Source organism: Mesorhizobium sp. P3_B5 (genome assembly GCF_056402815.1).
In genome coordinates this window covers 235,944-260,549 of record NZ_JBFUGR010000003.1, presented here as the reverse complement: position 1 = coordinate 260,549, position 24,606 = coordinate 235,944, and the positions used below count along the sequence as shown (strand labels likewise).

Below are 24,606 nucleotides of genomic sequence, written 5' to 3'. Positions count from 1 at the left end.
TGTGTCACCCCTCAGTCAGTCAGGCCATAGAGGCGCGTGCGAAACGCCACCTTGTCTTTCAAATATGTGGTTTTCAGAACGTCCACAACATGCGATCGCCAGGCGTCGCTGTAGCCGTCATAGTCCCTGTAGAAGCCAGGTTTGTTGAAGACGTAGCGCGAGACGAAGTCCTGCGGCACGAAATCCGAGATGAGCTGGTTGGTCAGCCAGGCATCGGGATGGTCTGGCTTGGCCCGGATCACCAGGAAGCGCTGCTGCGGGAACACGTCGTCGATCTTGAGATGGCCAAGCTGGGAAATCTCGCGCTTGGCCGCGTTGAGGAAGGGGAAATTGCCGTCCCTGGTGATCAGGTCGGCATGGCCGTGGATCCAGGTCTGCAGCCAGACCTTGTCGACGTCGGTCAGATTGCGGTCGGGCTCGGAGTCGCGGATCAGCGCGCGCACCACCATTTCGGCGCGGTGCTCGAGATAGCCGGAGGTTTCGATCCACGAGGCGCGCGGCAGCTCGATGCGGCCGGTCGAGGCGAGGAACTTGAACACCTTGTCGGCATCGCTGATCGAGATGTAACTCACCTGCCATGGCCGTGAGCGGCGGAAGCCTGGTGCGGCCGGATCGCTGATCACGGTCGTCATATCAGGGTCGACGAAGACGTAGAGGCCGCCGAAATGGCTGGTCCAGTAAGCGTTGTGGCGAAAGATCACCTGATCGGGGACCAGCGCGTTCTCGCGGATGTCGCCGCAGACCTTGGCCAGTTCCACCATGCGGGTGAGCATGGTGTTGTCGCGCCAGGCGTCGGGTTCCTGCTTCAGCCGGTCGACCAGCTTGCCGAGTTCGGCGGCCTTGCCCAGCACGTCCTCCGCTGACAGCACCTTGAACTCGACCTGGCTGATCGACAAAAGGTCCTCGATGTCGTTGACCTTGGGGACGGAATCCTCGATCTCGCCGTAGATGACGTCCTTGATGGTCAGCGCGTCGATGGCGCGCTGGTTCTTCGACATGAACTCGAACATCAGCTGCGAGGTGTTCGAAAAGGCGGTGTGGACCACCGGCAGGTCGATCTGCGACGGCGTCAGGATGATGAAGCGACGGTTGACCTCGTCGGGATCGAGATAGTCGTAATCGCCACATTCCTCGGCTACCTCGGGCGAAAAGCCGGTGCGATCGATCTGGAAGCTCTTCAGCCTGGTGGCTTTGAGCCCGAAGGCCACCATCGCCTTGTTGTAGCGCTGGATCAGATGCGGTTCGTCTACCGTCAGCAGCCGGCCGTAGATCAGCTCATTGTCGCGCAAAAGGTCGGGTTTCTTGGCGGGGTGGGTCATCTACCCTTCTCCCCGTTCACGGGGGGAAGGTGCCCGAAGGGCGGATGAGGGGCGCGGACTTCCATTCTCCCCTTGTGGGGGAAGGTGGATCGGCGCGCAGCGCCGAGACGGATGAGGGGTGTTGGCCGGAGCTCCGTCGGTGCCAAGCTGGAACACCCCTCATCCGTCGCCTTCGGCGACACCTTCTCCCACAAGGGGAGAAGGGGACGGCGGCGCATTTCACGCATTCCACAGGCCCTTCTTCTTCATCTCCTCGATCTCGCGCACGGCGCGGTCGCGCAGGCGGGTGTCGCGGATCATCTTGGTGACCGCGGCGTCGTCGGACTTGTCGGAATAGCGGAACTCCGAGTCGGCGTAGCGGTTGACCTCCTGCATGACCATGTCCATCGAGAACGGGCCGCGCAGTTCCTCGATCATCGCCTTCTTGTCGTCGTAGCCCTTGTGCATGAAGGCTTCCGGCTTCTCGAACCACTCATCCGGCAGTTCGATGTCCATGGCGCGCATCTTGATGGCGTCGGTGACGTTCTTGATGGCGCGGCCGGTGAAGCGCGGCTCGGCATCCTTGATCATGTGCAGATAGGTGCCGATATCGGCCATCGATTTCGGCGCACCATTTTCCTTCATGTAGCGCTCGTAGACCTTGATCAGCCCGTCTTCCTGCGGCTTTTCATGCTCCTCATAGGCTTCGGTCACCGCGCGCTGGATTTCCTGGGCGGCATAGAGTTTGTGGTCGCCAAGCGGGATCTTGTGGTTCTTTCCCGCCAGCAGGACAAAGATGTCGATGTAGTCGTCGCGGCTCTGCGGCCCGTCGACCAGCCAGCGGGCGCCGGCGCGTTGGCGCAGCGCGTCGTCGACATTTTCGGGGTAGTTGGAGAACATGCCGAACGCGCAATTGCCGCGCACCACGGTGCCGGCGCCGGCAAAGGCGTCCATCAAGACGCCGGTGATTTCCTGCTGGCCGGCCGAGGCGCGGTCGTCGGAGCGTCTGGCGGCCACCTGGTCGATGTCGTCGATGGTGCCGAAGCCGATGACGCGCGGGTTCAAGACATTGTTGATGAACTGGCGGCAGTTCTGGCCGGACTTGCCCTGATAGGAGGAGATCTGGTCGACACCGAAATTCTCGTAGGCAAAGGGGTAGCCGGCAACCTGGCAGTAATTGTTGACGAGACCGGCGATCATCTGGATCAGCGTCGTCTTGCCGGTGCCGGGCGCGCCGTCGCCGATGAAGGTGAACAGGAAGCCGCCGAGCTCGACGAACGGGTTCAGCTCGCGTTCGAAATCATAGGCCATCAGCATCTTGGCAAGCTTCACCGACTGGTATTTGGCGATGTGGTTCCCGACGACCTCTTCCGGGGTCTTGAAGGTCATCACCAGCGGCTTCGAGCGCTTGCCCGGCGCGACGTCAAAACCGTCGAGGGTGAAATCATCGGAGTCGATGCGGATATGGGCGTTCTCGAACAGGCCGATGCCGTCGAAGCGGCCTTTTCTGGCCAGCAGCCCGTCGATGGCGACACGGGCAAAGGCGCGCGCCCGCGTCATCAGATCGGCATCGTCCTTTGAGCCAGCAATCGCCTTGTCGAGGCCGGCCACGATCGACTTCACCGCATCCTGCGGCGTGTCGAACAGGAAGTCCGGCTCGGGGATATCGTTCGGCGCCTCGCCGTCGCTGTCGACCAGCTGGAACAGATAAGAGGCAAGGCTGAAGGCAGAAATGTAAGCCGAGGCTGACAGAAGCTTCTTGAAGGTGGTGGCTTCGTCGCCTTCGAGCGGGGCGCGGGTGTTCTTGGCCTGCAGGCTTTCGAGGTCCGAGCCTTCGGCGAAGACATCGGCAATGGCCAGCGCAATCGCCAGACCACGCCGAGCACGAAACAACAGCGTGTGCTGCGGGATGGTCATCAATTGATCGTCGGGATGAACGGCGGCGACTGTCTTCGACAGCTCGACCTCGCGCGTGCGCCGCACCGAGCCGACGGAGACGGTCGAGACAAAGCGGCGGTTTGTGCCGGCAAGTGCGGTGCCGGATTCGCGTGAAGGATCTTCCAGCACGACGACGCGGGTGATGAAGCTCTGCGCGGTGGCGCGGTGCTTTTCGATCGCGGCTTCCGAAATCGTGGTCAGGCCGGTGTCCATGAAGGATGCTCCGCGGTTTGACGGTCAGACGTCGCTGATGACCTGTCCGTTGGACAGGATGTGGACCTTGTAGCCCGAAAAAATCTTTTGCGCCTCGCCGGCGGCGTAGAGCGCCTGATAGGCTTCATGCGGGATCAGCGCATGGTTCTCATAGCTCGACACGCCCTGGCGCGCCGCCTCCAGATCGTCGGTGTTGATGAAGAATTCCTGCGTCGTCTTCTCGCTGGAGAACAGGCCTTTGCGGCCAGGCTTTTCGCCCTTCGAATAGACTTCCTGGATGGTCCAGGTCAGCAGCCAGGCGTTTTCAGGCTTGCGCACCTTGGCCAGCACTTCCGTGACCGTCGAGTTGTTGTCGGTAATGCCTGCCGAATAGAAGGGGCCGAGCACGACCCTGCGCAATTGCTTGGGGTGCAGCGGCTCGAAATCCTTGTCGAGATTGACCGCGATGGTCGCCGGCGACAGCGTGTACGCCGAATTCTTCTCGGTGAAATCGTCGAAACGGTGGGCAAGCTCGGGATTGAGCAAGCCGTCGACGGGCAGTGGAATGTCGACCTTGTCGTTGAGCTTGCCGCTGCTGTCGACAAGCTGGCGGATCATGTCTTCGGAAGAATCCTCCACCGTCACCATGTAGACCAGGGGCAGGTTGGCGCTGCCGTCGAAAGTGGCCCAGTGCACCAGATAATAGGGCCGACCGGTCTTCGGGTTGACCGAGACTTTAGCCGTCTGCGCCAGCGAGAACGGGCCGAAGGTCTGCTCGCTCTTGACGTCTTCCAGATAGAGCCGCTCGGCCATCGACTTCTGCAGCGCCTCGGGGAATTCCTTGTGGCGCAGGATGAAGTCGGCCATTTCCTCGCGCAACTCGCCGGCCAGCGGGATGTTGGCGAGGCGGCTGTCGGCCTGGCGGCGGTCGTTTTCCAGTTCGAGCAGGTTCTGGAACACCGGAAAACCGCTTTCGGCGCGCGAAATGCGGAACGTGTCCATGAAGCCCAGCCGGTTGCGCCAGCAGGTAAAGGACTTGTCCAGCCGGGCAATATATTCGGCGACGATCTTGGCGACGATGCCGTGCCGGTAGAGCGGCGAGCGGTCGTCGCGCATGAACACTTCAAGGCCGCTGAGTGCAGCCGTGATCGCCGAAAAATAGCGGGCCGCCGCTTCGTTTTCCGGGGTCATGCTTGTGCTCTTGGGATGGCCATGGACGCGAGCGGTGGCTGCACCCTTACGACTGCACGTAGTTTGCCGAATTGTGCTTCTTCATTACCTCGTCGAAGCGGCGGGCGAAGGCATCGTCGGCCAGCTTCTTGCGGCGCTGGATGTCGGCGCTGCCGACCATGTTCTTCTCGTGCATTTCCAAGAGATCGCCGATGTGCTTCTGCGAGGCGGCACCAATGCCGGCCATGGTCTCTTCGGCGGCGTTGTCGACCTGGCTGCCCAGCGTGTTGATCTTGTGGGCAACGTCCTGCTGGGCGGCGGTCTTAAGCGAATCTTCCAGCGCCTTGTAGAGCACGATGCGCTGCTCGGTATCGATGGTCAGCTTGTTGATCAGGGTCGACTGCGCGGCGATCTGGTTGTTGAGCGAATCGACGAAGGTCTGGAACATCGAGGTGTAGCGCTCCAGCGTCTGGCTTTCGGCCAGCAATTCCTGCTCCTTGGCCTGCTTTTCGTTGTATTCGGTGGCCAGTTTCGAGCGCTCGCCTTCAAGCTGCGTGCGCTCCTTCTGGCTGGTCGACGCCGCGATCTTGTTCTCGATGTCGAGCAGCAGCGGATTGACCTCTTCGATGCGTTTCTGCACCGCTTCGAGGTTGGCCATGGTCACCTTGCGGCGCTCGATGACCTGCGACAGGCTGGCTTCGGAGGTCTTGTAGCGCTGGTCGAGGATCTCCTTTTGCGCCTTGAGGATGCCGACGATGGTGTCGGACTTGACCAGAAGTTCCTGCAGATTGCCGGCCAGCGACATGTTGCGCACGCGATCGGTGCGCATGCGCTGCTTGCTCTGGTCGGAGAAGATGCCGACGAGATTTTCCCAGCCGGTGTAATTCTTCATGCTCTCAAATTCGGCGCCGAAGACGTTGGTGGCGTCCTCCAGCCCGATAATCAGGTCGGCGATGTTGCCTTCCATGACCTTCTGCTGCTTCAGCACATCCTCGATGCGGGCGTTTTCGATGTCGAAATTGGCGTCGCCGATCTTCTTGTCGGCGGTGGCCAGCGTATCAAGCACGGTGCCGGACTGCTCGATCTTGGTGCGCATGTCCTGCACGACCTGCTTGGTCTTGGCAATTTCGGCATCGAAATTCTGCAATGTCGCCATTGGGGCCTCCCGCTTCGGCATCAGTTTCGTGTCGGCGCGAATATATGTGGGGCATCCGGGGAATGAAAGACGCAAGACAAGAGAGGGCACGAAAACAAAAGAATTCGCTCCGCTCTTGAAACACAATGGAATCGTGATCATGCCATGACTGGCGGATCGACGCGCTGCCATTGGCCTGTGGGCGGCTGATCTGGCGGCCCCGACGGATTTCTTGCTCGTGCTCTGCGCCTGCATTGCCGACTTCAAGCCGGCCGCGTTTTCGGGCGTCAGGCTGACGGGCGCGAGAAAAGCCGCCGCCACCACCGGCGGGAACGCTTTTGCGCCGCGCGGACCTCGCCGTGTTTCTCAAAGGGAATGCCATATTTGCCGCAGTGCAAACAGCTGAAGTCATGGCCGCAGAGGTCTTCCCAGCATTGAACGTCCCTGGTCAGAGCGAGGCCGATGCGCTCCAGATGAAGGTTGCGCGAGCTCTTGATCAGGATCAGCTCATCGGGGCGTTGCGTGGCCTTGATATGATCGGCGGCTTTGCGCACGGAGTGCATTTCGTGGAATCGGCCGCTGTTGCGGTCCTCATCGGAGGGCGCCGCGCGATGTGCATGCTCACCGACAAAAATGGTCTCCTGGGCGACGGCTTGTGCGTCCCGGTATGCCTTGCGGTAGGCTTTGCTGGCCTTGCCGGCATAGTCGGCAATATGACCGAGCACCACGCGCTTGTGGGGCATCTGGGCTCGATCCAGAGCGGCGAAGGCCAACCCGAGGGAATGGAGCGGCGCCTTTGCCGTGTCGATCAGGAAGGTCGGCCCGTGCGGGACCTCGAGCACGCCGCAGCGGTTGAACAGGGGCTCGAAACGCGCAACCCGTTCGCTGATGCGCTCTGGATCGAGGCCCAGTTCGATGGCACTCGCGACGGCCGCCGCTACGGGCAGCCAGAAGTGCTCGGCGATGAAGCGCGTATGCAAGTCAAGGGAGCCGCCGGGCCAAGTCAGACGCATTGACAGCCGCTGCGGGAAGGCGGCGTGGATATCGGTGGCGCGGTAACGGGCCTGGTCCCCGCGCCCGAAGGTTACGACGCGCGCCGCGCTTGCTGCTGCCATCGCCATGACACGCGCGTCATCGGCGTTGAGCATGGCCAGACCCTCGGGCGGAAGCGACTGGACCAGCGCCTGCTTTTCGGTAGCGACGGCATCGGCACCCCGAAAGATGGATCTGTGTTCGTCGGCAACCAAGGTGACGACCGCGACGTGCGGCTTGAGCAGCGATGCCATCGCTCCCACGCGGCTTTTGCCGCCAGCGGCCACCTCCACCACTGCGTAGTCGGCGTCACGTGGCAGACGTCGGAGCCCTTTGACAAGGGGTTTGAACGTGTTGCCATGGGTCTGCTTATGGACGCGTCCTTGCGAGTCGAGGATAAAAGCTAGAAGTTCCGCCGTCGTCGTCTTGGCCGAACTCCCGGTAATGCCGATCACCATGGCCTTGCTACGCCGTCGCCGCCAGCGAGCGAGTTCGACATGAGAGAACTTCCTGATGGAGCGAACGGCCGTTCGCGTCCTTCCTGCCCGGTCCAGGCCGAGCATCAGCGCCGCCCGCTCGGCAAAAATGTGCATGAAATGATGCCCTCCGGTTCGACACCGTGGGCACTCTGTGCGTGCGCGGCGGCGCATGCAACCCCTTGCATGTCCCGTGCGAGGCGCTGCCGCCGCTATGGTTCAGGGCTTCGAGTCGGCCTTCAGATAGGCGATGACATTGGCGATGTCGTCATCGTTGCTCAGGCCGCCAAACGCCATCCTGTTGCCGGGCACCTTGAGCTTGGGAGCCCTTAGATATTCGGTGAGATTGGCCTCGTCCCAGACAAGGCCGGCGGCACCGGCGCTTTTCATCAATGCTGCGGCAGACGAAACGGCTCGAAACATGGCTGACCCCGACGAGTTCTGGCTGGAGCGCAAAATAGGACCGAGGCCTTAACAAACGCTGCATCTGGCCGGTGCGCCAGCATTTCCGCCTGCTGCCGGATCGCCATTTCGATCGCCGCCATCAGGCCTTGATGAAGCCGATGAAATCGTCGGGCGCGGCGCGGCCCATTTCTTCTTCCCAATGGCGGCGGCAGAGCGAGACATAGACGTCCTTGCCGATCGCCACCTGCTCGCCTTGTCTGGCCACCTTGCCGTCAGGGCCGAGACGCACGACCATCGTCGCTTTGCGGCCGCAGCGGCAGATGGTGCGCACTTCGCGCAGGTCGTCGGCGATGGCCAGCAGCGCGCGCGAACCGGAAAACAGCTTGCCCTGGAAATCGGTGCGCAGGCCGTAGCACATGACCGGGATGTTCAGCCGGTCGGCAATGCGGGCGAGCTGCCACACCTGCTCCTCTTCGAGGAACTGCGCCTCGTCGACGAAGACGCAATGAACTGTCGTGTGATCGTGATGCTCCGCGACGCGGGCGAACAGGTCGTCGCCATCGCGAAACATCTCGGCTTCGGTCTCGAGGCCGATGCGCGACGAGATCAGCCCGTTATCGCCCTTTCTGTAATGGCCGGCGACGAACAGCATCGTCGTCATGCCGCGCTCGCGGTAATTGTAGGACGCCTGCAGCAGCATCGTCGTCTTGCCGGCGTTCATCGTCGCGTAGTGGAAGTAAAGCTTGGCCATGCCATCCTTCAAGGTCTGTTTGGATTCAGGTGATGCCGGCCTGCAAATGGCTGATACCTGCGCTTCCGGTGCACGTACTTCAAGTACGCTCCGCTCCGGCTCTCGGTATCAGCCATTTTCGGCTCGGCCTGACCTGAATCTAAACAGACCTTAAGCCGAGTTGTCGCCGCGTGGGGAGGGGACGCCAGTGCCATTCCCCCGAAAAAGCCCCCTTGCGCGACAAAAGCGTCAGCCGTGTCGCTGATTGGCCAGTCTGCGCCGTTGATCGTGATTGCCATGGCGCTTGAAACCACACCAGAATGGTGTTTGGCTGACGAAACAAGGCGGGCAGAGAAACCGTAACTACGCTTCGCCAAAGAATCACAATGGGAGACTACCAATGTCGCGTATGAACACCTTCGTCGCCGGCCTCGGTCTGGCGACTTTCCTGTCCACAAGCGCTGCCCTTGCCGGCGATCCGGAGAGCTGCAAGGCGGTGCGCCTTTCCGATGTCGGCTGGACCGATATCCAGGCGACGACCGGCATCGCTTCGGTGCTGCTCACCGCGCTCGGCTACGAGCCGCAGACGATCCAGCTTTCGGTGCCGGTGACCATGGCGTCGCTGAAGAACAAGGATCTCGACGTCTTCCTCGGCAACTGGATGCCGTCGATGACCAACGACATCAAGGACTACACCGCCGACGGTTCGGTCGAGACGATCAGCACAAACCTGACGGGCGCCGGTTACGGCATCGTCGTGCCGACCTATGTCGCTGACGCCGGCGTCAAGACGCTGACCGATATCGGCAAGTTCAAGGACAAGTTCAACGGCAAGATCTACGGCATCGAGGCCGGCAATGACGGCAACCGCATTATCCTCGACATGATCAAGAACCCGAAGGACAATCTCGAAGGCTTCGAACTGGTCGAGTCCTCGGAAGCCGGCATGCTGACGCAGGCCGAGCAGTCGATGAAGAACAATGAGTGGATCGCCTTCCTCGGCTGGACGCCGCATCCGGTGATGGGCGCCATGAAGATCACCTATCTCGACGGCATGGGCGACAGTGGCTTCGGCGCGGCCACCGTCTATACCAATGTGCGCAAGGGCTACACCACCGAGTGCCCGAATGCCGGCAAGTTCATCGCCAACCTGAAGTTCAATCTCGACATGGAAGGCGAGATGATGGACGCGATCCTGAAAGGCGGCGACGCCAACACGGTCGCAGCCGACTGGCTGAAGAAGCACGCGGACGCGGTCGCTCCGTGGATCGCCGGCGTGACCACCTTCGACGGTGGCGACGCGGCAGCGGCGGTCAAGACGGCGCTCGGGAGCTGAGCCGACTGAATTCGGCAAGGCCGAACCAGGAAGGGCAGTCACTGTAGAAAGGGCTGCCCTTTTTCATATCCTGTGACAAGATGACCGTCCGGCAAGGACGGCGACTGCCAAAGAGGGGTAAGATGGATCCGATTTCGAAATTCCTGGTCAGCTACAAGATCCCCATAGGCGCCTGGGGCAAGGCCTTCTTTGGCTTCCTCACCGACAATTTCGACACCATTTTCAGGGCCTTCTCCAACGGCCTCAATTTCCTGCTCGACGGCATTGTCGACGGACTTCTGCTGGTGCCGCCCGTCATCCTCATCGCGCTGATTGCGGTGCTCGCCTATTTCCTGCAGCGCTCCAGGGGCCTGGCCGTTGCCGTCTTCATCGGACTGCTGTTCATCCTCAACCAGAACCTGTGGAAGCAGACGGTGGAGACGCTGGTTCTGGTGGTTGCCGCCGCCGCCGCCTCGATGGCGATCGGCGTGCCGCTTGGCATCTGGGCTGCGCACAAGCCGAAGGTCTACCGCATCATGCTGCCGGTGCTCGACCTGATGCAGACGCTGCCGACCTTCGTCTACCTGATCCCGGTGCTGACCTTGTTCGGGCTCGGCAACGCGCCCGGCCTCATCGTCACCATCATCTTCGTCATCCCGACCTCGGTTCGCCTCACCCATCTCGGCGTCACCTCGGTGCCGAAATCGATCGTCGAGGCCGGCCAGGCGTTCGGCGCCACCAAGCAGCAACTGTTGTGGAAGGTCGAATTGCCCTCGGCGCTGCCGACCATCATGGCGGGCCTCACCCAGTCGATCATGCTGTCGCTGTCGATGGTGGTGTTCGCGGCGCTGATCGGCGCCGGCGGTCTCGGCACCGAGATCAACCGGGCGCTGGGTTCGCGCAGGATCGACCTCGGGCTTGAGGCCGGCCTCGCCATCGTCGTGCTCGCCATCGTACTCGACCGAATGACGCGTATTGGCGTTGGAGGCAAGAAATGACCGTCGCCGTTGACTTCAGAAATGTCGATATCGTCTTTGGCTCGGATCAAGCCGGTTCGCTGGCGCTGATCGATGGCGGCGCCACCCGCGCCGAAATCCTCGAAAAGACCGGCAATGTGCTGGGCTGCGCCGGCGCCAGCCTGACCGTGCATGAGGGCGAGATTTCCGTCCTGATGGGCCTGTCCGGTTCGGGCAAGTCGACGCTGCTCAGGGCCGTCAACCGGCTGAACGTCGTTTCGCGTGGCCAGGTTCTGGTCAAGGACGGCGACGGCACGGTCGACGTCGTCACCTGCGATGAGGTGACGTTGAGACGGCTGCGGCAGAAGCAGGTCGCCATGGTGTTCCAGCAGTTCGGCCTGTTGCCGTGGCGCACGGTCGAGGAAAACGTCGGCCTAGGCCTCGAGCTCGCCGGCATGCCGGAAGCCGAGCGCAAGCAGCGCGTCAAAAAGCAGCTGGAGCTGGTCCATCTCGACCAGTGGGCGAAGAAATATGCCCACGAGCTTTCCGGCGGCATGCAGCAGCGCGTCGGTCTGGCGCGCGCCTTTGCCACCGAGGCGCCGATCCTGTTGATGGACGAGCCGTTCTCGGCGCTCGATCCGCTGATCCGGACCAAACTGCAGGACGAGCTCTTGCAGCTGCAGGCGGAGCTGAAGAAGACCATCATCTTCGTCAGCCACGATCTCGAGGAAGCGCTGAAGATCGGCACCCACATCACCATCATGGAGGGTGGGCGCATCGTGCAGACCGGCGCGCCGGAAGACATCGTGCTGCGCCCCGCCAACGACTATGTCCGCGACTTCATCGCCAATGTTAACCCATTGTCGGTGCTGACGGCCTGGAACGTGATGCGCGACCGCCGCGACCTCGAAGAGGGCAAGGATGGCTGGGTGTGGCTCGACCGGCGCAAGACGACGCGCTTCAAGATCGACGAGCACGGGCTGGTGGCGGCGGCCGAGCGTGACGGCAAGCCGGCGGTGTGGGTGTCCTGCGCCGATGTCGAGGCGCAGCCGGAGGAGACGGCGCAGGTGTTCTGGGCCAATCCCGGGACGTCGCTGAAGACCGTGATGCTGGCAATGCACCGTTCGCAGACAGCGCCGGTGGCGCTGTTCGACGACCAGTCGCGCTTCGTCGGCGCGATCGGGATCCGGGACGTGCTGAGCGCGGTGTTGCGGCGGTAAACCGCTGACCACGCTTGCCAAAAATCGATTCCGATTTTTCGGGCCGATGCGCTAGGATAGCGTCGCAGCCGCGTGGGCGGTTGCGCCTGCCATGGGCATGAGAATGCAGCGGGGCGTGTGGCAAGAATGATCTTCCGTCAGCTCTTCGATTCCGTTTCGGGCACCTATTCCTACCTGCTCGCCAGCCGCCTGGGTGGCGAAGCGCTGATCATCGATCCGGTGCTGGAGAAGGTCGACCGCTACCTCCAGCTGGTGCGCGAACTCGACCTCAAGCTGGTCAAGGCGGTGGATACGCATCTGCACGCCGATCACATTACCGGCCTCGGCGCGTTGCGCGACAAGACCCAGTGCGTGACAGTGATGGGCGAGCAGACCAAGGCGGACGTGGTCTCGATGCGGTTGTCCGACGGCGACAAACTCGGCATTGAGGGGCTGTCGCTCGACGTCATCTATACGCCTGGCCACACCGATGATTCCTACAGTTTCATCTTGCCGGATCGGGTGTTCACCGGCGACACGCTGCTGATCCGTGGAACCGGCCGCACCGATTTCCAGAATGGCGATCCGCGCCAGCAATATGAATCGATCTTCGGCCGCCTGCTCAAGCTTCCCAACGAGACGCTGATCTATCCGGCACATGACTACAAGGGCGAGACCGTCTCGACCATCGGCGAGGAAAAAGCCTTCAACCCGCGCCTGCAGGTGAAGTCGATGGAAGAATACGTCGAGATCATGAACAACCTGAAGCTGGCAAACCCGAAGATGATGGATGTCGCGGTGCCGGCCAACATGAAGGTCGGGCTGCATCAGGAAGAGATTGCGCGGCGCGGCTGGGCGGTCAGCGCCGAGCAGGCATTCGCGCTGGTGGGAAGGCCCGATATCGCGCTGATCGATCTGCGCGAGCACTCCGAGCGCGAGCGGCACGGCATCATCCCGGGGGCGATCCATCTGCCCTATACCAGGTTGCAGGAGAACATTGCGGCGGGCGGCATGCTGCATGAGCTCGCGAGATCAACCAGCAAGCAACTCTTGTTTTACTGCGCCTTCGGCGAACGCTCGGCGATGGCGGTTCAGGCTGCTCAGGATGCTGGAATTGCCGGCGCCCGCCACATTCATGGCGGTATCGATGCCTGGACGAAGGCAAGCGGCCCACTCGTTCACTAGCGGCGTGTCGGGCAATCAGTTCAGGCCGATGCGTTTGGCGGCCAGCTTGAACAGCGCTGTGGCGTCCGGCTCGAAGCGGAAGGTGCCGATGAAGTCGTCGGCAAGATAGTCCGGAAGCGTCTTGCGGACGGCAGTGGCGAAAGTGCGCGCCTCGTCAAGCCGTCCTGCCAGCGCCAGGCAATGAGCGGCGATCGCCAGGATGATGGCATGCGCGTTGGGCCGGGCGGCCGCTTTCAGCGCCCAGTCTGCGGCCTCCTCGAACTGGCCGAGGCGGACATGAGCCATGGCGCGTGCGCCCAGCATGCCGAACAGCAGCGGATCGAAAGGGCTCAGATGCCGGGAATGGTCGGATGAGCCGATTGCGGCCTTCGGGTCGCCCGACTGGGAATGCACGAAGGATAGCGCGTAGTGGCCGAGCGCGAAGTTGGGGCTCAAATCCACGGCTCTTTCCAGCTCGATCAAAGAGCCGTCATGCTCGCCGCGCAGCCACAGGGCGCGGCCCATGGCCCAGTGGGCGGCCGGATTGTGATCGTCGACCAGAAGACTTTGCCCGGCGGCCTCGAAAGCCATGGCGCTCTCATGATCGCGGTCGCCCCAGCGCTGAAAGGCATTTTGCCAATGGGTGAAGGACAGGCCGGCATAGGCGCGGGCGAAGGTCGGGTCCAGCTTCAAGGCGATGTCGAAGAAATGCCGGGCCTGCTCGTTTTCCGTGCGGGTGAATCGGTACATGTGCCAGAGGCCGCGATGATAGGCCTCCCAGGCATTCAGCGAGTTGGGCGCTTTCAGCATGGCGCGGTTGCGCTCGACCGTCTCGACCTCGGCCGAGATCGACGAGACGATGCTGTTGCCGATATCGTCGAGGACGGCAAAAATATCGTCCGGCTTGCGCTCGAACGTCTCGGCCCAGACGATCCTGGCCGTGCGCACCTCGACGAGTTCGACCGTGACGACAATGCGGTCGGCCTGGCTGCGCACGGTGCCAGTGGCAACATAGTCGACGTTCAGCCTGCGCCCGGCGTCTTCCGGCGCGATGTTTGCCTCCGCCAGCGCAAAGACCGATCCGCGGGCGATGACGAAGAAATCCCTGAGCTTTGCCAGGCGGGTGATGATGTCATGGGTCAGGCCGTTGGCCAGTCCGCCGCGAGCGTCAGCAATGCCGGCGTCTTCGACAAACGGCATCACGGCGAGCGAAGCCTTTCGCGATGCGGCGGCGTCCGGATCCGCAAGCAGGATCGGTGGCTGATGGGCGGACGCCGGATCGGACGGCTGCGCTGCCAGCGCCGTGCCCGGCTGCCTGTCGCGGATGGTTCGCCATGCCTCGCGCACAGGCGCGAAATCCAGTTCTTCCGAACGGAACAGCTCGGCCGCTGATTCAAGATGGTCTTCGCAAGCGCCAAACTGGCCGTGCCGCGCAAGCCTGGTCAGAAGTGCGATATGGGCGCGACCGTCGAACGGCGCGAGTTCCAGCCAGTTTTCGAGATGGGCAGAGACATCGTCGCCGTCCCCCGGAAGATTGTTGACGAGATGCTCCAGAATGGCGGCGTGAAAGGAGCTAAAGCGGCGACGCTGCGCGGTCAGCCAGTTGTTGAAAAGCGGGCTGCGGTCGATCTCCAGCCCGTCGAGGAAATCGCCGGCGAACAATCCGGACAGGGCTTGCAGCCGCTCCAGATCGAGCTTTTCAATGCCTTCGGCGGTTGCCGAGGCGATCTCGGCGGCATCGACGAAAACGTCGCTCAGATCAAGCGCGATCGTGTCGCCCGCGGTTTCGATCCTGCGGCGGTCCGGTTGGTCGAGAGCGGCCCGTAGCTTGCTGAGGCACCAGCGAAGCTCGCCTCTGGGGTCATTTGGAACGTCCCACAGCAATTCGCATAGCTTGCCACGTCCGACCGGGTGGGGCGCCAGCGCCAGATAGGCTAGCAGCGCGCGCAGCTTGCGCGATGCCGGCAAAGCCACCGGGATGCCGTCGCGCGCAATCGCCAGCGACCCAAACAGGCGCACGCCAAGGCCTCGACGACTGCTGGCCAGGTTCGATTCCACGCCCGTTTCCACGCCTGCTCCCACGTTGACCCGCCGGCCCTTGCTTTATCACCGAACGACGAAGTGCACTCGGCCTGCAATCTTGCGCGCCGGATGTGGAGTTTACCACATTATGGCACGGCGAGAACCTGTACTGCGGCAAGGTGTCGAAACCTCGCCGCCCAACCCGCCGGTTTGTAACCGGCCCGTGATCACAACGATAACAGACGAGGAGTTCTTCCATGTTGCACCAGCAGAAAATCAGAACCACGGCCGGCCGCGGCCGCCTGTTCGACAGCATTCTCGACACGGTCGGCGATACGCCGGTGATCCGGGTCAACAATCTCGGCCCGGACCATGCGACGATCTATGTGAAGGCCGAGTTCTTCAATCCGGCAGCATCGGTCAAGGACCGGCTGGCGCTCAACATCATCGAGGAGGGCGAGCGCAGCGGCACGCTGAAGCCGGGCCAGACCATCGTCGAGGCGACTAGCGGCAACACCGGCATCGGCCTTGCCATGGTCTGCGCGCAAAAGGGCTATCCGTTGGTGGTGACGATGGCTGACAGCTTTTCCATCGAACGCCGCAAGCTGATGCGCATGCTGGGCGCCAAGGTGGTGCTGACGCCGCGGGCGCAGAAGGGTTTTGGCATGTACAAGAAGGCGGTCGAGCTGGCCGAGGCCAATGGCTGGTTCCTGGCCCGCCAGTTCGAAACCAAGGCCAATGCCGCCATCCATGAAGCGACGACGGCGCGCGAGATCATGAACGATTTCGCCGGATCGCGGCTCGACTGCTTCGTCACCGGCTATGGAACCGGCGGCACCGTCGTCGGCGTGGCGCGCGTGCTGCGCCGCGAGCGGCCGGAGACCCGCATCGTGCTGACCGAACCGGCCAACGCCCAGCTTGTCGGCAGCGGCAAGGCGCAGGAGCGCGGCGTTGGTGGCGCGCCGAGCGCCAGCCACCCGGCCTTCGAGCCGCACCCGATCCAGGGCTGGACTCCGGATTTCATCCCCAACGTGCTGCAGGAGGCGATCGACGCCAGCCTCTATGATGAGGTGATGCCGATCGCCGGGCCCGAGGGCATGAAATGGGCCAAGGCGCTGGCGCAGAAAGAGGGCATTTTCACCGGCATTTCCGGCGGCTCCACTTTTGCCGTGGCGCGCCAGATCGCCGAAAAATCGCCGGCCGGTTCGGTCATCCTGTGCATGCTCCCCGACACAGGCGAGCGCTACATGACGACGCCCCTGTTCGATGGCATCGAGGCTGAGATGGACGCCGAGGAGATTGCGCTTTCGCAGTCGACGCCCGGCTGCCAGTTCCCGGCGTGACGGCGGCATATCGGGAGCGACCGGCATGGATACGACGTCTGGATTCTCCGCCACGACCGGCGAGGAAACGCTTGACCCCTGCGACTGGACCGATGTGCAGGTCCTGTCGCATCGGATCGTTGACGATGCCGTCGCTTACCTGCGCGACGTCAGAGAGCGGCCGGTGTGGCGGGAGATGCCTGGAGATGTGACAGACTTCTTCACAGCACCCTTGCCGCAATCGCCAACGCCGCTCGCCGAAGTCTATGGCGATGTCGTGGACAAGGTGATGCCCTATCCGATGGGCAACATCCATCCGCGGTTCTGGTCCTGGTATATGGGGTCGAGCAATTTCACCGGGGCGCTTGGCGATTTCCTGGCGGCGATCCAGGGCTCCAATCTCGGCGGCGGCAACCATGCCGCCGCGCTAATGGACAGCCAGGTGGTCGACTGGTGCAAGCAGATGCTGGGCTTGCCGGCTTCGGCCAGCGGTACGCTGGTCAGCGGCGGTTCGATGGCCAACATTATCGGGCTGACCGTGGCGCGCAACACCAAGGCCGGCATCGACGTGCGCGAGCATGGCGTTGCCGCCATCGAAAAGCCGCTGCGCTTCTACGGCTCGGACCAGCTGCATTCCTGCCATCGCAAGGCGATGGAAGCGCTTGGCCTCGGCAATCGGGCGCTGCGCCGTATCCCGACGGATGCCGGGCTGCGGATCGATATCGCCGCCTTGCGGGCGGCGATTTCAGAAGATCGTGCGGCCGGGTTCAAGCCGGCCTGCATCATCGGTAATGCCGGCACGGTGAACACCGGAGCGATTGACGATCTGCAGGCGCTTGCCAAGCTGGCGCATGAGGAAGACGCATGGTTCCATGTCGACGGCTGCATCGGTGCGTTGATCGCCATCGCGCCGGAAAATGCTCACCGCGTCGCAGGTATCGAATGGGCCGATTCGGTCGCGCTCGATCCGCACAAATGGCTGCACGCGCCGTTCGAGGCCGGCTGCGCCCTGGTCAGGGACGCCTCGGCGCATCGCAAGACCTTTGCGGTGAAGCCGGAATATCTGGAATCGACGCCGCGCGGCCTCGCATCGGGGCAATGGCTGTATGATTACGGTCTGCAGACCACGCGCGGGTTCCGTGCGCTGAAAGTGTGGATGGCGCTGCGGGAGCATGGCGTCGAAAAATTCGGCCGGCTGATCGACCAGAATATTGCGCAGGGGCACTATCTCGCCGGGTTGATCGAGGCCGAACCGGCGCTGGAACTGACGGCGCCGACCAGCATCAACATCGTCTGCTTTCGCTATCGGCCCGATGGCATGCCCGAAGATCGGTTGAAGGCGCTGAACACCGAGATCATGCTGCGGCTGCAGGAAGAGGGGACCGCCGCGATTTCCGACACGACGGTGCAAGGCCAGCATTGTCTCAGGGTGGCGATCAACAACCACCGCACCCGGCTTGAGGATCTGGAGCTTTTGGTGCGCGAAACGGTCCGCCTTGGCAAGGAGCTCATGGCGGGGGTGGACTGACCCTTTGCCGCAGCGGGCGGCTCCTCAGCAGCCGGCCACCGATGCTTTGACGGGCGCTTCGTTGTCGTCCGGCGCCTCTGCTGCGAGAAGCGACGCACCCGGAAGGTAAAGCAGGATAGGGCGGATTTCGTAGACGGCGGTGGGATTGGCGCGCCTGAGATCACGCGCGACTTCTAGCGCCGCCTCGCGCGTGGCGCAGTCGATGACGTAGAGGCCCAGCAATTGCTCCTTGGTCTCGGCAAACGGGCCGTCGATGACGATGCCTTCTCCGGGGCCGCGCAAGGTGAAGGCGTCGGCCGTGGCGCCAAGCCTGGCGGCCGGCCCGAGGATACCGTCGCGGGTCAACCGGTCATTGACCTTGAGCAGGTCGGTCATCAGCGCCGCATCCTCCTGCGGCGTCCAGGACTGGACGGTCTGTTCGACGTGATAGGCCAGGATTGCATAGAACATGCGGCGGTCTCCTCCTGCATTGCCGATCGCACTATCGTAAGGAAGGATCGGCCGATCCAGCCCCGAGGCCCTTTTGGGCCGAGGTCTGCTGACTCAAGCTGCCAATGGCAGGCGCAATTCCGTCTGCAGGCCACCGCCGGGATGGTTGGACAGGTTGACCTCGCCGCCGGCGCCGCGGGCAATGTTGCGGGCGATGGTCAAGCCAAGGCCAAGGCCGCCGGTCTGGCGGTTGCGCGACTGTTCGATCCGCACGAAGGAGCCGAACACCGCGTCGAGCTGCGCTTGCGGTATGCCCGGCCCCTCGTCGCGAATGGTCAGCGTGATGATCTTCTCCGACTGCCGCAGGCTGAGATGCGCCTTCTTGCCGTAGGTCACGGCATTCTGGACAAGATTGGTGACGCAGCGCCTGAGCGCGACCGGCCGCGCGATGCAGATCAGGCCGCGCGATCTTGTATCATCATCGTCGAACGAGGCGTCGTCGAAACCGTCGGCGACCGATTCCACCAGTGACCAGAAATCGATGCGTTCGGTCTTCTCCTCGGTCACCTCGAATTTGGCGAAATCGATGACGGAGCTGGCAATGCTCTCGATGTCGGCGAGGTCGTGCGCCAGCGCCTCGCGCGCCGTCGATTTCCTGAGCAGTTCGAGGCGCAGCCGCATCCGGGTCAGCGGCGTGCGCAAATCGTGCGCGAGCGCCGCCGCCAGGTGTTCGCGATCCTCGACATAGTCGCGCAGCCGGACCTGCATGCCATTGATCGCCTTCGCCGCGGCTCGGATTTCGCGACTGCCGGTTTCGGCGATCGGCGGGCTCTTCAGATCGTTGCCGATCCGCTTCACCGCGGTTTCCATCATCCGGTAGGGCGCGGTCAGCCGACGCAGCGACCAGATCGACATGATCACCACCAGCCCGGCGATCAGCGAATAGAGCGGCAGACTGTCGAAGCTCAGTATCGGCCCTACAGGGGTGTTCGGCTCGGTGAAGTTCAACCATTGGCCGTCGGCGAAACGGACCGATGCCGTCAGCTTGTCGCTCTGGGCGAAATCGGCCGCCAGCACCAGCAGATCGCGCTCGACCTGGCCGATGTCGGGACCCGCAACCGTCCGTCCTGGGACGTCGGCTTCGTGGGTAGCCGGATCGCGCCGGACCCGTGCATCGGTGATGCCGAATTTCGATAGTCGGCCGACCAGTATGTCTTCCAATTCGGCCAGTTCGTCGTCGCCGGCAATCGACGAGGTGACCGCGGGCGTGTCCGAAACGGTGAGCGCGTAGGTGGCGTTGAACAGACCGGACGCCGTGATCTTGCGCTGCTCGGGCGTCGCGGTATGCATCAATTGCACCAGCGAGAAGGCGCGATCGTTGAGCCGGTAGAGATCGACCTCGTCATTGGCGGCGGCACGGTCGCGCGAGACGATGTAGAGGGTCGCGACCTGGCTGATCAGCAGGCCGGCGATGACGATGAGCAGCACCCAGACGGGCAGGGTTTGCGGCAGGAAGCGTCTCATTCGGACGTCGTCTCGGGCAGGAACTGATAGCCGCCGCTGCGCACGGTGAGGATCAGTTTCGGCGTCTTTGGATCGTCTTCCATCTTGCGCCTGAGACGGCTGACCAGAATGTCGATGCTGCGGTCGAAGGAATAGTCGCTGTCGCCGCCGGAGAGCTCGATCAGCTGGTCGCGGGTCAGCACGCGCTGCGCGCTCTTGACGAAGGTCTGCAGCAGGTTGAACTCCGCCATCGTCAGTTCGACCCGGACATCGCCGGGCGCGATCAGCCGGCGGCGCGAGCAGTCCATCGTCCAGCCGGCGAAATGATAGATCTGCCTGGTGCTGGACCGCCGCGGCTCGGCGGCGCCGTTGCGCCTCAGCACGGCGCGGATACGGGCCAGCAATTCGCGCGGGTCGAAGGGCTTCGGCACGTAGTCGTCGGCGCCCATCTCCAGGCCAACCACGCGGTCGGTCGTCTCGGTGACCGCAGTCAGCATGATGATTGGGGTCGAATACTGGGCGCGAAGGTCGCGGCACAATTCCAGACCGCTCTTGCCGGGCAGCATGACGTCGAGGACGATGAGGTCGACCTGTGTCCGCCGCAGGATGGCCTCCATCTCGACGCCATCGGCGGCGACCGTCGTACGCAGTCCCCGCTTCTGGAAGAATTCCTGCAGCAGGTCGCGGATACCCTTATCGTCGTCGACGATCAGTATGTGTGCGTCGGATTTCACGGGGATCCTGTCATCGTTGGTGGCCAAGCCTGCGTTGCGGCTTCACCCTCACGATAGAATTCTGGCCACATGTTGGCCAGCGGCCATCATGGGCTCCAGAGCCGATTTCGCAGAAACAATCCAGAAACAAAATTCTACAGTCTGGAAAAACTCGCGAAAAAAAACAAGGGCATAAGTGGTGTCGTGGCGGTCAGGTCATCGGCTGCGACGCTAGCTCCGGGGTTTACGGATAATCCAATGCAAAGGTTCTCGATCAGCTTGATGGGTGCGTTGCTCGGCATTTCGCTCGTCACGGCCGCGGTCGAACAATCGGACGCAAAGGTTGCAATCACCCGAAGCGAGCGTTGCAGCAGTCTCAGCCACCAATTTGATGAAGCCCTCGAAACCCATGCCACGGCAACGCAGGTCACCGCGGCAAAGGCACTTCAGAGAAAGGGCAACCGGTTCTGCGCCAACAAGAAACAGGCACAGGGTATCCGGATGCTCGCCAACGCTTTGAAGCTGCTTGGAGTGACACCGATCGACCCGGTTCAGTGACACTCAAAAACCGACCCGCACAAAAAAGGAAACGAAGCCATGAACAAGTCCCTCCTCTCCGCTCTCGGTCTCGCCGTCGCTCTCGCCTTCTCAATGCCGGCTCTCGGCAACGCCGCCGCCACCACGACCGCTGCTCCGGCTGCTGCCACGACGACTGCTCCGGCCACCGCTGCGCCTGCCAAGGTTGCTCCGAAGAAGGTCACTGCCAAGAAGCCCGTCAAGGTCTGCAAGGTGACCGAGAAGCACAAGTGCCCGGTCAAGAAGGCCCCCAAGAAGGTTGCTCCGAAGAAGATCTGATCCAGGTCTGCGTAGCAAACTCGAGATGTAACAAGGTCGCTTCAGTCGAGATTCGGCTGGAGCGGCCTTGCCGTATCGGACAAGCGATTTTCACGTTTTTTCGATCTGTTGGTTGCCCGTAACTTTAACCCGATCGCAATGCCGGCCCGGTAAAGACAATCCGCATGAAGACGCGGCTTTCGTCCATTCTGCGTTCAATGGTCATCGGCGGCCTTGTGGTCTGCGGGGTGGCCAAGGTTTTGATCCTGCTCACCGCGAGCCCTGTGCCGGATCCGGCAAGCGGGCGAACCGAGCCATCGCTGTTTGCGCCGGCAATATCCAGCGACTGGGACTACATCACACCGTGGCAGACCTGGGTGCTCATCGTCCTGACGGGCACGGTGTTGATCTGCTTTGTCGCCTGGCCATTCGTCGCATGGATGGAGCGCCGGATGGATGCGTCCGCAACGCCACCGCGACAAATCCCGCCGCGCCGCATGTTCGGCCGCCATGGCCGTTGAACGGCTGGCGACAATTCCCACATAGACCTATGGATTGCGAATAGCCGCCCGGAGACCGGTAGGCGACCGGATCAAAATGGACGATCGCTTTGGCTCATGTCAAAATGAGAGCCACAACTCGCTGAAATTGCCGGTTCCCATGCCTGAAATCACCACAAAACCCAGTGTCCAGGTCAAGCCGCAAACTGAGCGGCCGAAGCTCTACAAGGTCATCCTCGTCAATGACGATTTCACGCCGCGCGAATTCGTGGTGACGGTGCTGAAGGGCGAATTCAAGCTCAGCGAAGACCAGGCGCATCGGGTGATGATCACCGCGCACCGGCGCGGCGTCTGTGTCGTCGCGGTCTTCACCAGGGACGTCGCTGAAACCAAGGCGACGCGCGCGACCGACGCCGGCAAGGCCAAGGGCTATCCCTTGATGTTCACGACGGAGCCGGAGGAGTAGAGCAGGGGCTGCGTCTTCTCCCCGTCACTATACGGGGAGAAATGTCCGGCAGGACAATGAGGGCGGCGCCGGAGGGTGATAATAGTTCGGATGGGTATGCGTAGAGCATTGCTAATCACGTCAATTCAGCGCTGCCCCTCATCCGCCTGCCGGCACCTTCTCCCCGTATAGTGACGGGGAGAAGGGAGCTACCTTCCCTCGCGGTACCACATCGAGCCCATTGCAAGCAGCAGCAGGCCGAGGCCGAGGAAGCCGCCGAACAGCGGCACGCGCGAGACAGCCTTCAGCACGCTGTCGTCGGTGGTGCGCAGTCCGATCCAGTCGCTGCCGGTGGCCGCTCCCGAGGAGCGGACCGGCACGATCGAGGGCAACGCCACATCGTTGGCAACGCTGCCAAGCGCGGAGGATTGAGCCAGCCGGCGTACGCTGCCGCCGGTGGCCTCGGCCGGCGCTTTCAGCCGGCCTTCCGTAGAGATGACGTCGGAGAACTCCGGCGCGTTGACCGGACCGACATGGGCAAGCGCGGTCAGGTCGCCATTGCCGATCTGGTAGAGGCCGATCTCGCTGGTCTGGATGCTGCCCAGGAAAACGCCGGGTTCGGATTTTTCGAGCCTGACGATCAGCGCTTTGCCCGATGGCGTGATGACCTGCGCCGGGCCGGGGTCGTCGCTCATTGTCTGGCGGCGGACTTCCAACACCATGCCGCGGCCTTCGGCGGTCAACCGCTCTTCCTCGAGCTCGGGCTCCTTCATCAGCCAGTGGGCGATGCGCCGGTAGAGCTGGACGTGCGGGCCGCCACCCTCGAAACCGCGCGCCCACAGCCAACCCTGGTCGGACAACAGCATGCCGACACGGCCTTCGCCCTTGTGGTCGAGCAGCAGCAGCGGCCGATTGTCGGCGCCCTTCATCACCACCTCGCCCTCGGGATTCTGCACGCCGATGGTGCGGAACCAACGGCTCCAGTGCGGCGGTTCGGTCGCCGAGCCGTCGAGCCCGCGCGTCACCGGATGGCGCTGGCCGAGATCGGTGAGGCGCGGGTAGAAGGCCTTGTCGATGACTTCACCGGTCGGCATCGCCGGCAGCGCCGACATCAGCGGCGTGCGGGCGATCGAGCTTTCGCCGGCATATTCGGGGCCTGCCGCTATCAGCAGTGCGCCGCCCTTTTCGACATATTCGGAGATGTAGTCGTAGTAGAGGATCGGCAGCACATCGCGGTGCTGATAGCGGTCGAAGATGATCAGGTCGAAATCCTTGATCTTCTCGACGAACAGTTCGCGCGTCGGGAAGGCGATCAGCGACAATTCGTTGATCGGCGTGCCGTCCTGCTTTTCCGGCGGCCGCAAAATGGTGAAATGGACAAGATCGACCGAGGCGTCGGATTTCAGCAGGTTGCGCCAGGTGCGCTCGCCGGCATGCGGTTCGCCGGAGACCAGCAGCACGCGCAAATTCTCGCGGATGCCGTCGATCAGCGCGATGGCGCGGTTGTTGGCATCGGTCAGTTCACCTGGCTCGCGGTCGATGGAGAGCTCGACGATGTTGCGGCCGGCGCCCGGAATGGTCACCTGCAACGGCATCGCCTGGCCGATGGTCGCCTCTTCGACCGCGACCTGCTCGCCATTGACCGAGACGCGGACATCGACCGGGCCGGTTTCGTTGTCGGTGGCAATGACGCGGTAGGTCATATCGAGCGGCTTGCCGACCAGGCCGAAGCGCGGCGCGTTCTCGAAACGTATGCGGCGATCCTTTTCGTGGTCGTTGCCGGTGATCAGCGCGTGCAGCGGGGCATTGAAATCGGGGGCTCCGGCCGGAGCGTCATGCACCTCGCCATCGGTGATCATGATGGCGCCGCCGATGCGCGATGGCGGCACGTCGCGGAAAGCATTTTCGAGGGCGCCGAAAAGCCGAGTGTCGGTGCGCTCCTCGGCGGCTTCGGACTTGCCGGCCTCGACGACGCGGACGTCGAACTGCTTGAAGCGGCCAAGACGCTGCACAAGTCCGGCAAGGGCATCGTCGGTCTGCTTGGTGCGCTCGCCAATGTCCTGGCTCTGGCTGCGGTCGACGATGACTGCGACAACGCTCTTCAGCGCCTCGCGCTCCTCACTGAGGAACACCGGGTTGAGCAGAGCGGCGCCCAATGCCAGCAGGGCGGCGAAGCGGAAGATCGCACCGCGCTGGCGAAACCACAGGCCGACCAGCGCCAGCAATATCAACGGCACCAGCACGATGGCGAGCAGCGGCCAGGAGATGAGCGGTTCGAAGGAGAGGGACCAGTTCATGGC

21 protein-coding genes and 1 pseudogene are annotated in these 24,606 nt (G+C 62.8%); 10 read left to right on the top strand and 12 right to left on the bottom strand.

The features are described from left to right. Positions 1-11: 11 nt before the first annotated feature. The 7 genes and pseudogenes from AC1DVW_RS11000 to AC1DVW_RS10970 form a co-directional block, all read right to left on the bottom strand. Positions 12-1,319, bottom strand: a complete 1,308-nt coding sequence (locus AC1DVW_RS11000) for a DUF6638 family protein (RefSeq protein WP_477323037.1) — start codon at positions 1,317-1,319, stop codon at positions 12-14. A gap of 219 nt (positions 1,320-1,538) precedes the next feature. Then, positions 1,539-3,449 (bottom strand): AAA family ATPase, encoded by a 1,911-nt coding sequence (locus AC1DVW_RS10995; RefSeq protein WP_477323035.1) that lies wholly within the window; start codon positions 3,447-3,449, stop codon positions 1,539-1,541. 24 nt (positions 3,450-3,473) lie between these two features. Continuing rightward, positions 3,474-4,619 (bottom strand): hypothetical protein, encoded by a 1,146-nt coding sequence (locus AC1DVW_RS10990; RefSeq protein ID WP_477323033.1) that lies wholly within the window; start codon positions 4,617-4,619, stop codon positions 3,474-3,476. Between the two features lie 46 nt (positions 4,620-4,665). Continuing rightward, positions 4,666-5,754: a hypothetical protein gene (locus AC1DVW_RS10985; RefSeq protein ID WP_477272854.1), complete on the bottom strand. Its 1,089-nt coding sequence runs from the start codon at positions 5,752-5,754 to the stop codon at positions 4,666-4,668. A gap of 266 nt (positions 5,755-6,020) precedes the next feature. Then, positions 6,021-7,358 (bottom strand): Mur ligase family protein, encoded by a 1,338-nt coding sequence (locus AC1DVW_RS10980; RefSeq protein ID WP_477323031.1) that lies wholly within the window; start codon positions 7,356-7,358, stop codon positions 6,021-6,023. A gap of 102 nt (positions 7,359-7,460) precedes the next feature. Then, positions 7,461-7,631: pseudogene (locus tag AC1DVW_RS10975) on the bottom strand (c-type cytochrome); the annotation flags it as partial. Between the two features lie 154 nt (positions 7,632-7,785). Next, positions 7,786-8,397: a thymidine kinase gene (locus tag AC1DVW_RS10970; RefSeq protein ID WP_477245554.1), complete on the bottom strand. Its 612-nt coding sequence runs from the start codon at positions 8,395-8,397 to the stop codon at positions 7,786-7,788. 379 nt (positions 8,398-8,776) lie between these two features. Here AC1DVW_RS10970 and choX point away from each other — a divergent pair, with 379 nt between their 5' ends. The 4 genes from choX to AC1DVW_RS10950 all read left to right on the top strand — a co-directional run bounded on the left by choX (position 8,777) and on the right by AC1DVW_RS10950 (position 13,031). Beyond that, complete coding sequence (choX, locus tag AC1DVW_RS10965; protein WP_477245553.1) at positions 8,777-9,712, top strand: choline ABC transporter substrate-binding protein; 936 nt, start codon at positions 8,777-8,779, stop codon at positions 9,710-9,712. A gap of 122 nt (positions 9,713-9,834) precedes the next feature. Then, complete coding sequence (gene choW / locus AC1DVW_RS10960) at positions 9,835-10,689, top strand: choline ABC transporter permease subunit (RefSeq protein ID WP_477245551.1); 855 nt, start codon at positions 9,835-9,837, stop codon at positions 10,687-10,689. After that, positions 10,686-11,867: a choline ABC transporter ATP-binding protein gene (gene choV, locus AC1DVW_RS10955; RefSeq protein ID WP_477245549.1), complete on the top strand. Its 1,182-nt coding sequence runs from the start codon at positions 10,686-10,688 to the stop codon at positions 11,865-11,867. Before choW ends, choV begins: the two co-directional genes overlap by 4 nt. Before the next feature lie 126 nt (positions 11,868-11,993). Continuing rightward, positions 11,994-13,031: an MBL fold metallo-hydrolase gene (locus AC1DVW_RS10950; RefSeq protein ID WP_477323029.1), complete on the top strand. Its 1,038-nt coding sequence runs from the start codon at positions 11,994-11,996 to the stop codon at positions 13,029-13,031. Between the two features lie 15 nt (positions 13,032-13,046). Here the strand turns inward: AC1DVW_RS10950 and AC1DVW_RS10945 are convergent, their stop codons facing one another. Then, the gene (locus AC1DVW_RS10945) at positions 13,047-15,068 is read right to left on the bottom strand and encodes a transcriptional regulator (RefSeq protein WP_477323027.1); all 2,022 of its coding nucleotides are present in this window, start codon (positions 15,066-15,068) and stop codon (positions 13,047-13,049) included. A gap of 221 nt (positions 15,069-15,289) precedes the next feature. On the opposite strand from AC1DVW_RS10945, the gene AC1DVW_RS10940 reads away from it, so the two are divergent. Together AC1DVW_RS10940 and AC1DVW_RS10935 are read left to right on the top strand one after the other, a co-directional pair. Continuing rightward, the gene (locus AC1DVW_RS10940) at positions 15,290-16,375 is read left to right on the top strand and encodes a PLP-dependent cysteine synthase family protein (RefSeq protein ID WP_477323025.1); all 1,086 of its coding nucleotides are present in this window, start codon (positions 15,290-15,292) and stop codon (positions 16,373-16,375) included. Between the two features lie 25 nt (positions 16,376-16,400). Beyond that, positions 16,401-17,882 (top strand): pyridoxal phosphate-dependent decarboxylase family protein, encoded by a 1,482-nt coding sequence (locus AC1DVW_RS10935; protein WP_477323023.1) that lies wholly within the window; start codon positions 16,401-16,403, stop codon positions 17,880-17,882. Positions 17,883-17,906: 24 nt separating this feature from the next. On the opposite strand, the gene AC1DVW_RS10930 is transcribed toward AC1DVW_RS10935, so the two are convergent. The 3 genes from AC1DVW_RS10930 to AC1DVW_RS10920 form a co-directional block, all read right to left on the bottom strand. Continuing rightward, positions 17,907-18,332 (bottom strand): YciI family protein, encoded by a 426-nt coding sequence (locus tag AC1DVW_RS10930; protein WP_477323021.1) that lies wholly within the window; start codon positions 18,330-18,332, stop codon positions 17,907-17,909. A gap of 93 nt (positions 18,333-18,425) precedes the next feature. Then, a complete protein-coding gene (locus AC1DVW_RS10925) occupies positions 18,426-19,835 on the bottom strand; it encodes an ATP-binding protein (protein WP_477323019.1) in 1,410 nt (469 codons plus the stop codon). Further along, positions 19,832-20,548, bottom strand: coding sequence for a response regulator (locus tag AC1DVW_RS10920; RefSeq protein WP_477245540.1), 717 nt, complete (start codon positions 20,546-20,548; stop codon positions 19,832-19,834). Before AC1DVW_RS10920 ends, AC1DVW_RS10925 begins: the two co-directional genes overlap by 4 nt. 237 nt (positions 20,549-20,785) lie before the next feature. Between AC1DVW_RS10920 and AC1DVW_RS10915 the strand changes: the two genes are divergently transcribed. The 4 genes from AC1DVW_RS10915 (at position 20,786) to clpS (ending at position 22,327) form a co-directional block, all read left to right on the top strand. After that, complete coding sequence (locus AC1DVW_RS10915; RefSeq protein ID WP_477245907.1) at positions 20,786-21,085, top strand: hypothetical protein; 300 nt, start codon at positions 20,786-20,788, stop codon at positions 21,083-21,085. A gap of 39 nt (positions 21,086-21,124) precedes the next feature. Next, complete coding sequence (locus AC1DVW_RS10910) at positions 21,125-21,382, top strand: hypothetical protein (protein ID WP_477272838.1); 258 nt, start codon at positions 21,125-21,127, stop codon at positions 21,380-21,382. A gap of 164 nt (positions 21,383-21,546) precedes the next feature. Next, entirely contained in the window at positions 21,547-21,882 is a 336-nt protein-coding gene (locus AC1DVW_RS10905; RefSeq protein WP_477323017.1) for a hypothetical protein, read from the top strand. Between the two features lie 139 nt (positions 21,883-22,021). Beyond that, entirely contained in the window at positions 22,022-22,327 is a 306-nt protein-coding gene (clpS, locus tag AC1DVW_RS10900) for an ATP-dependent Clp protease adapter ClpS (protein WP_477245534.1), read from the top strand. 188 nt (positions 22,328-22,515) lie between these two features. Here the strand turns inward: clpS and AC1DVW_RS10895 are convergent, their stop codons facing one another. After that, a complete protein-coding gene (locus AC1DVW_RS10895; protein WP_477323015.1) occupies positions 22,516-24,603 on the bottom strand; it encodes a hypothetical protein in 2,088 nt (695 codons plus the stop codon). Between the last annotated feature and the right edge of the window lie 3 nt (positions 24,604-24,606).